Origin of the sequence: Pleionea sp. CnH1-48 (genome assembly GCF_024124665.1) — a bacterium.
In the GTDB taxonomy this organism is placed as follows: domain Bacteria; phylum Pseudomonadota; class Gammaproteobacteria; order Enterobacterales; family Kangiellaceae; genus JAMXSB01.
Genome location: NZ_JAMXSB010000010.1, coordinates 49,245 through 61,864, shown reverse-complemented (window position 1 = coordinate 61,864; position 12,620 = coordinate 49,245). Strand labels below are relative to the sequence as shown.

At 45.8% G+C, this 12,620-nt stretch carries 9 protein-coding genes; 5 read left to right on the top strand and 4 right to left on the bottom strand.

From position 1 onward, the window contains the following. Positions 1-169: 169 nt before the first annotated feature. Positions 170-790 carry a PilZ domain-containing protein gene (locus tag NH399_RS25975; protein ID WP_253041932.1) on the top strand — a complete coding sequence of 207 codons (621 nt, stop codon included), beginning with the start codon at positions 170-172 and terminating at the stop codon, positions 788-790. After that, positions 787-1,059, top strand: coding sequence for a hypothetical protein (locus tag NH399_RS16290; RefSeq protein WP_253041930.1), 273 nt, complete (start codon positions 787-789; stop codon positions 1,057-1,059). The genes NH399_RS25975 and NH399_RS16290 overlap by 4 nt, the downstream gene beginning before the upstream one ends. 55 nt (positions 1,060-1,114) lie before the next feature. Here NH399_RS16290 and NH399_RS16285 read toward each other — a convergent pair whose 3' ends face one another. Continuing rightward, on the bottom strand, positions 1,115-2,248 hold the full coding sequence (locus NH399_RS16285; protein WP_253041928.1) for a mechanosensitive ion channel domain-containing protein: 1,134 nt from the start codon (positions 2,246-2,248) through the stop codon (positions 1,115-1,117). A 150-nt stretch (positions 2,249-2,398) separates the two neighbouring features. Further along, positions 2,399-3,427: a beta-N-acetylhexosaminidase gene (gene nagZ / locus NH399_RS16280; protein ID WP_253041927.1), complete on the bottom strand. Its 1,029-nt coding sequence runs from the start codon at positions 3,425-3,427 to the stop codon at positions 2,399-2,401. Between the two features lie 249 nt (positions 3,428-3,676). On the opposite strand from nagZ, the gene NH399_RS16275 reads away from it, so the two are divergent. The 3 genes from NH399_RS16275 to NH399_RS16265 all read left to right on the top strand — a co-directional run bounded on the left by NH399_RS16275 (position 3,677) and on the right by NH399_RS16265 (position 9,550). Then, entirely contained in the window at positions 3,677-5,497 is a 1,821-nt protein-coding gene (locus tag NH399_RS16275) for a M2 family metallopeptidase (protein ID WP_253041925.1), read from the top strand. A 225-nt stretch (positions 5,498-5,722) separates the two neighbouring features. Next, positions 5,723-8,866, top strand: a complete 3,144-nt coding sequence (locus NH399_RS16270) for an aminotransferase class I/II-fold pyridoxal phosphate-dependent enzyme (RefSeq protein WP_253041923.1) — start codon at positions 5,723-5,725, stop codon at positions 8,864-8,866. A gap of 75 nt (positions 8,867-8,941) precedes the next feature. Next, positions 8,942-9,550: a hypothetical protein gene (locus NH399_RS16265; protein WP_253041921.1), complete on the top strand. Its 609-nt coding sequence runs from the start codon at positions 8,942-8,944 to the stop codon at positions 9,548-9,550. Positions 9,551-9,552: 2 nt separating this feature from the next. On the opposite strand, the gene NH399_RS16260 is transcribed toward NH399_RS16265, so the two are convergent. After that, positions 9,553-10,536, bottom strand: a complete 984-nt coding sequence (locus tag NH399_RS16260; protein ID WP_253041919.1) for an adenylate/guanylate cyclase domain-containing protein — start codon at positions 10,534-10,536, stop codon at positions 9,553-9,555. Between the two features lie 258 nt (positions 10,537-10,794). Beyond that, positions 10,795-12,483, bottom strand: coding sequence for a methyl-accepting chemotaxis protein (locus NH399_RS16255; protein WP_253041917.1), 1,689 nt, complete (start codon positions 12,481-12,483; stop codon positions 10,795-10,797). Positions 12,484-12,620: the final 137 nt, after the last annotated feature.

The following is a 12,620-nucleotide window of genomic DNA, read 5'->3' as shown; positions in this document are numbered from 1 at the left end:
CTATTATATTAACAGAACAGCAAATACGCGATAAGATTTCCCATTATGATCGTCAAAGCCTTGTAAAGCCCTTGGCGAATAAGGTCTGACGCGATTTTCCTCGCACTCAAACTGAGTGAAGAGGTATAGTTAACTATGCCAATGGCGCTCTATGCTAACGACAGCCTGCGTGGAGTGCAAAGATTATTTGCGAGAAACCACCATGGCCCAAGAGCAAGAACGCCGCGATTTTTATCGCATCGACGACGAAATATCTCTACAGATTTTCCCGGTCGATGCAGCGGCGGGTCAACCTAAGCGACAGAGCTTTGACGACCAGATGCCACCCGAGTTCCAAATGCTGCGAGAACTGCGCCAACTCGATAGTGAAAACGCGCAAACTTTAAGCAGTATCTTTGAGAAAAATCGCTCGGTTGGTCATTATTTAAAAATGCAAAACGAAAAGATTGAGCTGATAGCCCGATATATTGTGAAACACCATGGGCAGAGCCTCAAAACCACGAAAGTGAATATAAGCGGCGGTGGCATACGTTTTCGCCACCCCGAGGCATTAGCTGAAAAATCTCATCTGGGACTCAAAATTGTTTTGTTTCCAGAGTGTTTTAGTTTCAGCTCGCTGGCAGAAGTAGTGAGTTGCCAATCAGACAATGGCAGTTTTCTTATCGCCACCGAGTTTCGAGATATCGATCATCATGATCAAGATGAATTGATAAAACATATTACCCGCCTGCAATCCAGGCAGCTACGAGCCCAAAGGCTTGGAGAAAAACCAGAGAGGATCCCACTATGAAAAACTGGATTATTGCGGCTGTCATCGCAGCTGGTCCAATGCTAGCCATCGCAGAAGAGTCTGAGCCGGTTCCAGTCGGTTCTCAAGGGCAACAACAGTCCACGCCGCGCCATGGCATCTCGATGGATTCGGTACGCTCTCAATATGGTGAGCCAGCTCAAATTCTTCAGCCAGTCGGTGAGCCACCGATTACACGTTGGGTTTATCAGGACTTTACGGTGTATTTTGAGTTCGACAAAGTCATTCACTCTGTCACTCACAAAGCCTAAACCGTCTACCCAAAGTTACAAGCATAGATAGCACTAGTGCTATCTATGCCCTTCTCTACGATTCAGATCCCAATTGAGCCAATTGTTCTGGCTCCATCTGCAAGTGCACCGTTGAAGTAGGAAACGCCATTTCTGCGCCATGCTGCGTAATAATATCCGCAATCTTTAATAACACGTCCTGTTTAATTTCGTGAAAGCGGATCCAGTTAGTGGTTTTGGTAAAGGTATAAACAAAAAAGTCGACAGAAGACGGCGCAAAACTATTAAAGTTAACGATCATAGTTTGGTCAATCGCTATTTCTGGATGTTCCGACAACATGGCTTTAACCGCCTGCACAATATCAGACATCTGCCCAATATCCTGATAGCGAATACCAATGGTTTCGTAAATACGTCGATGAGACATGCGGGATGGATTTTCTAAAGCCACGCTGTTAAATACAGCATTAGGAACATACAAAGGTCGCTTATCAAACGTGCGAATACGAGTTTGACGCCATCCTATATACTCCACCGTTCCTTCGATGTTTCGGTCGGGGCTGCGGACCCAGTCGCCGACAGCAAAAGGCCGATCCAGATAAATAATTAATCCACCAAAAAAGTTTGCCAGCAAATCTTTTGCGGCAAAACCCACTGCAATACCACCAATGCCACCAAAAGCCAGAACAGCGCTGATGCTGATCCCTACCGTTTGTAAAATCACCAGAGTGACGGTAATGGTGACTGATACCCGCAACAATTTGCTGATGGCATAAATAGTGGTTTCGTCAATACGATCGTCGCGCTCTCGCCCTTTTTGATCGACCACCATGTTTTTTTCGACCTGGCGAATAAAGCGGTTTAAAAACCAGCCAAACAAACCGATTAAAATCACATCACGAATTTCGACCTGAGCATCTTCTCCGGCCAAACTAAAAGTAATAATTTCTTGTAGATAGTTTGATTGAGAAAGTTCAATGGCATAACTCACGCCGATCACCCAGATGGCCCAGTTAACCGGCCTTATCATGGCAAGGATCAGAGCGTCATCCCAAAAGTTTTTGGTCCGGTCAAACTTTTCGCTCACTTTGCGACTAAAAATACTCCAACTAAAGCTTAAAATCAGCGTCAGCAAAACCAAAATAAAAATCTCAGTCATCCAGGCTGACTCACCCTGAATGTCGTACAACCATTTAGTAATTACTTCCACCTTACTCTCCTGCACCGACATGTTTAACCAAACATTTTTCTATTTAACTTTTGCTGCATCTCACCCTAAATATATCCGTCATATTTCGAAGTGCTGGCCGCCTACTGCACCTTGAAATACTTTGGGTATAGGCTGCCACTGATTGCTCTGCTAGAGTGCGAATTGTGCAGCCAATATTTGATGACTTTCGCGCCACATGGGTGATAATTCAGCGAGCTGACTCAAAGCCAGTTTAGTACCCGAGGCTTTCATTGACTGAATTCTTTTTGCCGAGTCTTCGGCAAAAGGGTATTGCTCACAAAATTCTAGAACATTTTCGGCTTCTTCTGGTTGATTACAAACCAACACCATATCGCAGCCGGCTTCTAACGCACTCTCCGCTCGCTGACAATAATCGCCTGCGGTCTCAGCACCTTTCATCGACAGATCATCACTAAATACCACCCCTTCGAAGGATAAGCGTCGGCGCAATATTTCTTGAATCCAATGGGGTGAGAATCCAGCGGGTTGAGAATCAACCTGAGAATAAATCACATGGGCAGGCATAACCGCTGCCAGTTGTGGCGACAATTCAGCAAACACCCTCAAATCCTGACGCATAATGGTCTCAAAAGGACGATCATCCTCGGGTATTTCTACGTGGGAATCCGCATGTACCGTACCATGCCCAGGAAAATGCTTACCTGTCGCCTTCATACCCGCTTCCCCCATACCGCGTATGTAGGCCTGCGCCAAAGGAATAATTGCTTCGACATTCTCATGAAAAGCACGATCGCCAATCACACGGCTATCTTCACTGGCCAAATCAAGAACGGGGGCAAAACTGATATCAAAACCCGATGCAATTACCTCTAAGGCCATCAGGCGTCCATGATGATAAGCCCATAACAAGGCTTGATCATGATCTTGAGCCTGCTGCTCCAGCAAACGCAACGCTGGTAGTAAAGAGTAGCCATCTTTTAGGCGTTGTACACGTCCGCCTTCCTGATCGACAGCAATGAGCAGCGATGAATTCAAGTTCCTGATCGATTGATTCAATTCACTGACCTGTTTAGGGCTTGCGATATTGCGCGCAAACAATATGACACCCCCACAACTTGGGTGGGTTAACTTTTCTTTTTCTTCTGCACTAATGTCGGTGGACTTTAAGTCCAACATGACAGGTCCTGGCAAAGTCATACAGGGATCCAACTCGATATAGAATAAGCACCTATGCTAACCATCCAGTTACTGTAACGCAACGTTTGTCCCCCTCTCCATTAGCCATAGAATAGCCAATCCAAAAGTTTGCCAGAAAAACCCATCGGTTCTGGTTAAAACTCCATCAGATAAGGTCCGATGAAGTAAGTAATCCATAATACTGCCTTGATGTATGACCTTGATGCCGTTAATCTTTGCGAAGCTAAAAACAATCACAGTGGGTGAGTTATGAAAAAAACAACACATGCAGTTAGCCGCTGGCTCATTGCTGGTGCTGTCGCAGGCGCTTTGATCGGCTGCCAACAACCAGAGCAAAAAGTCGCCGAAAAACCCGTTGCCCCTAAAGGCCCAACGGCAGAAGACGCCGCAGCATTTGTTGCAGACGCAGAAAAGCGTTTGGAAGACAATTATGAATACATTGCCAAAGCAGCCTGGGTTGCTTCTAACTTTATTACTGAAGACACTCAATTCATCGAAGCCAAAGCTAACGAAGACTACAAATTATTGGGTATTGAGTTAGCCAATGGCGCATCAAAATTCGATGGCCTAGAACTACCTGCAGACGTCGCCCGCAAACTGAAATTACTTAAGTTAGCATTAACCTTACCTGCTCCTGCTAACCAGCCAGAAAAAGCCGCAGAATTGGCTCAGATCGAAAGTAAACTAAACGGTATGTACGGTAAAGGCAGTGATGTCTTACTGGCAGCTTCTGATACCTTAGCAACTTCTGACGATCCTGATGCCATGTTGGATGCGTGGGTCAAATGGCGTGAAGTTTCCAAACCCATGAAAGCGCCTTATACCCGCCTGGCAGAAATTGCTAACGAAGGCGCAAGAGATTTAGGTTTTGCTGACGTCGGTGCTTTGTGGCGTTCTAATTACGATATGGAGCCCGATGCGTTTGCCGCCGAAATGGATCGCGTATGGGGACAAGTTAAACCATTGTACGACGCCCTCCACTGCCACGTTCGTGCCAATCTAAACGAGAAGTACGGTGATGAAGTAGCGAAAAACTCAGGAACCATTCCTGCGCACTTGTTAGGTAACATGTGGGCACAACAATGGGGTAACATCTATGATCTGGTTGCTCCTGAAGGTGGCAGCAGTGTTGATGTGACAGAGCGCCTGAAAGCCAAAGCTTATACTTCTAAAGGCATGGTTCGTGAAGCAGAAGGTTTCTTCACTTCACTAGGTTTCGAGCCACTACCCGATACTTTCTGGTCACGCTCTTTGTTTGATAAGCCACGTGATCGCGATGTGGTTTGTCATGCCAGCGCCTGGGACTTTGATAGCGACGATTATCGTATAAAAATGTGTATCCAAATCACTGGAGATGAGTTTAATACCATTCACCATGAGATTGGACACAACGTTTATCAGCGTGCTTACAACTTGAAGCAGCCCATGCTTTATCGTGGTAGCGCCAACGATGGATTCCATGAAGCCATTGGTGATACCGTTGCTCTGTCCATCACGCCTAAGTACTTAAAACAAATTCACTTGATTGACGAAGAGCCGGATGCGTCTGGCGACTTGCCTTTCTTAATGCGTATGGCAATGGATAAGGTAGCCTTCTTACCATTTGGCCTGATGGTTGATAAGTGGCGCTGGAAAGTATTTAGCGGAGAATTAAAGCCAGAAAACTACAACGCTGGCTGGTGGCAGTTACGTAAAGACTATCAGGGTATTCACCCTCCTGTTGAGCGTACCGAAGAACACTTCGATCCCGGTGCTAAGTACCATATCCCAGGTAACACACCTTATTCGCGTTACTTCCTTGCACACATTTTACAGTTCCAGTTCCATCGCGAGCTTTGTAAAATTGCAGGCCATGAAGGCCCACTGCATCGCTGCTCTATTTACAACAATAAAGAAGCGGGCAAAAAGCTTATTGCCATGTTAGAAATGGGTCAAAGCAAGCCATGGCAAGAAGCTTTGGCTGCAATGACTGGCAGCAAAGAAATGGATGCGACGGCTGTTATCGATTACTTTGCCCCACTCAAAACCTGGCTTGACGAGCAAAACAAAAATCGTCAGTGCGGTTGGTAGCTTAATCACAAAAAAAGACTCGCCCTGGCGAGTCTTTTTTGTTTTGACTTAAGAACAGTTGCTCCTATAAAAACTCTCATTGTGAAACGACTAAAATGAGTACATAGATTGCACCAGGATTTTATACCCAAAGTATTTCAAGGTGCAGCCAACACCGCTGCACCTTGAAAGGCGACGGATATATATTCCAATCACAATGAGTTAACCCACGGAAACACATTGTTTATGCAATTCACCAAAGAACACTTTATTGATCTTTGCCAAGCGTCTAGCACAAGCGCTTACGACGCATTTAAAGAGCTTATTCGACAATTATCTAACGACAACACTCGTAGTGCAGCGCTGGATCTGGTTCAGCAACTAAAAACGAACGCCAGTGACTACACCTTAGAGCAACATAGCTTCCGATTATTTCCTCAAGTTATTCTCGACCATCACGACAAACAACACACCCTGTGGTTATTTCAATTTCCGAGTACCTTTGAACCAGAAGATTGGTCGTTTACTTTTTACGAAGGCTTAGTTCGTTATCCCGACAACGAATTTTACCAACGAACCATGACCGAACTCGGCTGTGGTATTGGTTGGATCACCATTGCACTGGCTCTTCGTTATCGCCCTCAAATGATTGTCGGCGTCGATATTAATCCCAAAGCCATCACCTGCGCTCAATTAAATCTATTAGTTAATGCCTTTAATGAACAAGGCGAAGCCCTGCTCATTGATGATAACCGTGGTCTTCTGGATTGCGTGTCTTTTTATCAATCGGATCTCTTGTCTCACTTCGATGGTAAGAAAAATCACTTTGATTATATTATTGGTTGTATTCCACAGGTATTGAACCCAGAACCTGAAGTGATGGAAACTCTGGTAGCCGAAACCGCCAACGATGACTATTTGCTGTCGTTATCTAATTATTGCGCCGTTCAAGGCTACATTGAAGATCAGTTTGGATTAGGATTGATTGCTAAAGCCGTTGAGCAATCGATTTGTTTAGTCAAACCCCAAGGCAAGTTGATTTTAAATCTTGGCGGGCGACCCGGTCAGGCAGTCCTCGAACGACTGATAAAACGCCGCGGGTTTAATCTCCGTCGCATCTGGCAAAACCATGTAAAACAAGCAGCCGACACCGACATTGATGCTCTGGTTGCCATCGAAGAAACTACCGGTCATAAATTCGAGTTTTATATTAATCCCGATGACAGTACTCCTATTACAGCAACCACCGCAGCAGATTATGCACGGGCTGATGGCAAAATTTTTCATACGGTTGATGTGTATGAGGCTCAACTCAACTATCCAGAAGCGGTAAAAACACTCTACCAAAGTTTACTCAATTACGGTAATGACAAACTTAAAAGCGCCGTAGACTTAACCATAGAAAATCCCGAGCTGGCAGAAGAACGTTATTCTTTTATTGCGCATCTGTCTCTTTGGTTGCAATCAATTGATGCTTTTCCTTATGAAAGCACCAAAGGTATTACTTACTTTCGCCAACAAATAAAAGAGTTTTTGCGTTACTACCATCATGTAGAAGCTCATGAAGATAACATTTTAATTACGCCCGGACGCAAAGAGTTTATTACCAACCTGTTAAATAGTTGTGAACTGCCATTGGTATTTATGGACAGCGAAAGTAAATCGCGTATCACCAATAGTCACTTGCCCGCCGATACTCGCCTACTGGAAGTGCCTACCAGTATCGAGTTGCAATTGCAGCTCATAGAGCAACTTAAACCCGCTGCCCTTATTACTCAGATACAAGAGCATGAGGTTCACTCGGTCCATCTGATTGAACAACTCATCAAAGTAACGGAACAGCATCAATGCCTGCTGGTGCTTGATTTATCGAACCATGTGGAGTTATCGAGCCAAACACAGAGTCATGCAATTTATCGTTGGTTAGCCAATAACTCTTTACCGCAACATCTGTTGTTGTCCATTGCGTTGATCAATAACAAGGTTTACCAAGATCTATCCCTGAACATTGTTGTATCAGCTAACCCTGATATTCAGCAATGTTTAACCGATTCTGCCGAATTATCTTATAGCCGAACTCCGGTGATCAATCAGCTGTACTACGGCCATCTGTTTGAAGAGCTTTTATTCTTTCAACGTACGCGTTTGATTCAAGACAGTGGCGACAACTCCGCCACAAAAAACGCAACCACATTAAATGCCACATCGCACGCAAAAACGGCGTTTCAACATCCTGCAATCACAGGTAACCATTTGCCTTTTGGCAGTAACACCTTGCGCATGGATTATGGTGAAAATGAACTCCCCGCACCAAGATGTTTAAAGCAGTCGGTGTTAGAGAGCTTTTTGTTGAACCAACTCCCAGCCGACGAAACATCTCCAGAAATGTCTATTCGACGTCAACTGGAACAGCGTTTTGCAATCCCTCAGTCATGGTATGCCGACATGGCGTTTAACCTGGGTGTTGCGCCCATGTACTCTACCCTGCTGTCTATTTGTCACGAACGCCAGCAAACCTTGCTGTTCCCTACTGGCTCTTACGGATATTTTGTTGCCGCTGCCGATTATTATCAGCTTAAACACTACCCCATAGAAACTCAGGAGCAGGATCACTTTAAGCTCACACCAGAGCTTTTACGTTCTACGTTAACACAGCACCCCAACGCCTGGTTATTTTTAAACGCTCCGGTCGTCAATCCTACGGGCGCTTTGTATACCAACGAAGAACTCAACGAGATAATGACTTTAGTGGCCGACATGGGTGGCACTCTGATCCTCGACACGATATTTTCTGGCTTAGAGTTTGATGCTGCAGCACAGTGGAATATTAAACAAGGTGTAGAAGCGCTGATCAATGCTGACGACGCCCGATTAATTTTGGTGAGCGGCATCGCAAAAGAATATGCCGCAGGTGGTTTACGCTTCGGATACGCCTGGTCTCATGATCGTGAACTGATGCAGCAACTGGATCGCAAAACTCATCGACGACCGCACTTTACAATGGGTTATGCGATCCGAGAAACCATTGAAGCACAGTTAACAGAAGATCCCGAGTTGATGAAATGTCTGGCCCATCAACGGCAAACCCTGTCTTCACGGGCTGAGCGACTGACAAAAGTACTGAGCGAACAAGGATGGGATGTGCTAGTGCCCAAAGCAGGTCTCTTCTTGGTAGCAAAGCCTAAAATCAGTCTTGATGCACTGGAGCAAGACCGATGGACAGAAGCAACGGACCGTATCGCACGACGTTTGTTCGATGAAACGGGTGTCGTGATTAATAACGCCACCTGGACAGGTTTGCCGGGTTATTGTCGATTTGTACTATCAATTCCCGAAGCCGACTTTGAGCAAGCGTTAGAACGACTGGCCAACTTTGAATTAAGCTCTTAAACTACAATCAGGGCAGTGTGTTAAATCCACCTGCTCTGACAACCCATAAAATAAAAAACAAACGAAGGGAAAGCTATGGCTGCAGAAATTGTCACCATGATCAAAGATGTGTCACTCTCAATCGCGGCTTTGACACTGGCTGGTGTCGCCATCGTAGGACTAAAAAGCTGGCGCAAAGAAAACAACGGAAAAGCCGAGTTCGAAGCGGCCAAGAGTTTGATTAAAGCCGTTTACAGTTTGCGCGAAGAACTCAACTATTGTCGCGCGCCTTTTGTAACGGTAGAAGAACTCCCCTCTGAGTTTGCATCGCACCGAAACCCCAGTGCTAAAGAAGAAGCCGAAGCCTGGATGCATGTGTTCAAACAACGCTGGATACCGGTTTATGAAGCCATCAAGGAATTCGATGCCTGTACGCTTGAAGCCGAAGCCTTGTGGGGAGAAAACATATCTGAGCTAACACAGGCATTACGTAAATGCGTGACTGAAGTTAACATTGCCATGGACACTTTTATCAGCGACAAAGCTTCGGGTGGCAAAGACTTCACTACCGATCCAGAGCTGGGTAAAGAAATTACCATGAAAGTCATGAATCAGAACGCCAAACAGAATGTTATGACAAAACGCATTTATCGTTGTATAGAAAATCTCGAAGACTATTTGCAGCCGTTTTTAAATCGTCGATAGTTTTACGCAATCAGGCCATCCACAAAGCGGTTTAGAGCAAACTGACTTTGTGGCCGCATCGCAGTAAACTCCATGTTGGCAGTATGACCAAAGGTATTCGACATGGTGGATGACTTTAATACTTTGGCATACACCTCACCGAGTTGCTCGCCAAACAAACTGGATGACAACGGAAATTTAATGTCGGTGTAAGGCTCTAACTTAATGGGAGTAAAGGCCTTCATTCCATGGTAACTCAAATCCAATATTTCTCCGTGGTACTCTTCTCTTAATACGGTGGGTCCAGCAACACACTGAAAAGACAGCGGCATGTGAACTTCTACCCGTGGGCTTTTTCTTTCTTCACGACGGGGCACAATCATCGGGTTAGGACGTTGGGTTTTTAGTAATTCAAACAATCGAACAGGCTGTGATACGCCCTTAAGAAATACTCGAGAAGGATCCGCAACTTTAACGAATCCTTGGGTACGCTCATAGGTCGCCTCAGACAATAATATCTGCCCCCGTAAGCTATGGGCTTCTACCCTGGCCGCCATATTTACCGTCTTACCAATCACGGTTTTTTCGTTGTGTGACGAAGAACCTATGCATCCGGCAATCACTTCGCCAGAATGAATGCCGATGCCAATATATAAGGGCGGCATCTTATCAACGGCATTTTTGTGATTAAGAGAGTTGAGCGATTGTTGCATGCTGACCGCACAGGCCACAGCATTCTGAGCGGCAATATTGGCCTGTTGCTGCGCAGGCCCATCCACGTGATCACCATCAAAAACAGCAAGAATGGCGTCCCCCATAAATTTATCCACCGTTCCGTGAAACCGATGAACCTGATCAACCATCTCGGAGAAAAAGCGATTCAGCAACAGGATGGTCATTTCTGGCTCGAGTATTGATGACAATTGCGAGAATCCTCGAATATCAGCAATCAATACCGTAACCTGCTTACGTTGGGCGGGTATCTTCTGGGTCTCAGCATTCTCCATAGAACAGTCACTACCTTATTAGCAATCGAAAGTTATTCGCCTCAGGCAGAACGCCTTTGTAGCGCAACTCTATTAAGCCTAGTCCTTTTTAACTCTGGGCAGATATTTTATTTTTGAATAAATGCCGACACTTTTATGAAGTAACGATAAGAACAGAGGAGCTTATAACAAAGCTAAGAGAAAACCGGCCCCAAATGTTGAGGCCGTAGATAGACTTGAGTGTTGCTGCCGTGGTTGTCAGCCAACCATCAGCAGCAGCTAGTTCACCTTAAATTGGTTCACATTTTCCAGCAAGTTTGAGGCCAGAGCATTAAGTCCCTCGGACTGCGATGCAACTTCCTGTGCTGTGTGCGAAGACTGCTCCGCCACTCTCGCAACCTGCGTCACCACATCAATAATATGTCGAGTATTGACCGAAAGCTCTTCGGCAGCACTGGCAATCTGGTTATTCATATCGCTGATAGAAGCCACTTCGCTGGCAATTTCGTCCAGAGACTTTCCTGCCTGTTGAGCCTGCTCCATGCTACCTGCCGCACCTGAGTTACCGCTCTCGATGGCCGCCACCGCCTTACGAGCGCCCTCTTGCACTCTTTCGATCACAACCTGAATTTCTTCAGTAGACGATTGAGTTCGACTGGCCAGAGTCCGTACCTCGTCGGCAACCACCGCAAACCCTCGTCCTTGCTCTCCGGCTCGTGCTGCCTCAATGGCCGCATTTAACGCTAGCAGGTTGGTTTGCTCTGCAATGCCTCGGATCACATCCAGCACCGAACCAATGCTGACACTGTCTTCTTCTAACTGGTTAATCACCTGAGTGGCCGTTTCGATTTCTCCCACCAGTTGCTGAATAGCTCCTATCGTATTATTAACGTCACTCAATCCCGTTTTTGCCGCAGTATCGGCACTGTTGGCATTCATCGCCGCAGAGGATGCGCTTTGAGCAACATCACTCACAACCGTTGATGTCTGTTCGAGGGACTCTACTACCGTCCCGCGTTCTCGTTTCTGTTGTTCCATGGTACCCAATGAGCGATCCGAAATACCCGCCAGATCCGCTGCGGCCATATTCAGTAGCTCCGACTGCTCCCTGAAGGTGCGCATGGAATTTAATAACTTATCACCAAACTGGTTAAAGGTTCGCGCGGTTTCGGCAAATTCGTCACTGCCTTTATCATCCAGTCGCGCCGTTAAATCACCTCGAGACATCTGCTCGATACTATCCGAGAAACCTTCTAAACGGGCACTGACAAAACGCTGATACACCCATAACAATGTGACACAAATAATCACCAATACACCGATCAAGATCAGCACAACATTGGTACCTATCTCATAACTCATGGCTATTTTGTCTTCGATGGGTATCGCCACCTCCAAAACGCCTCGAACATCCCCGAGCTTCCAACCCTTTCTGGGGGTTTCTGGATGAGAGTTATGACAATCCACACAGGCCTGAGCGGCCATGGTATCGGCAATCGCCACTCGCAATGAGGCTTTGCCATCAATCTGGGTGGTTTCACTGAACACTTGCTTTGGGTTTTGTAATAAAAACTCCCATGCGTTACGCTCAAAATCCCCCAACGAACGCTGACTGCGATTAGGGAACGGATACTGGCTGTATAACCGAACAGACATTCCTTTCTTTTTTAATTCATCACTCAGTTCATGAATCATAGTGGCTGGCAAAGGGATCCGTCCGGACTGTTTGTGGTCATAGTGAGGTTTTAAATTGGAATCACTGAGCACCGGGGCGACGACATTTTTTGTGTAGTAAGCTCGCAATGTCTTAAACTGCTGCACGGTATTTTGTGCTGATGCAATCGCGTCTTTAATAGCTCCGGCCTTGATTGACGAAGGAATAATAAACATCATGGCTACCGCAGCAACAATGACGATCACCAATACCGGTCCAAATAATCTCCAGAACAAACTCTTTAACGACAACACCTTTTGACAACTCCTATTTGTTAATTTCTGTTGCGGCTGGTCTGCTTATTTATCGTCCAGCACTCATTAGCGGCGCTCATTTCTGACAAATGACAATTGTCATTAAACATCTGTGACAAATCACTCTACTCATCACG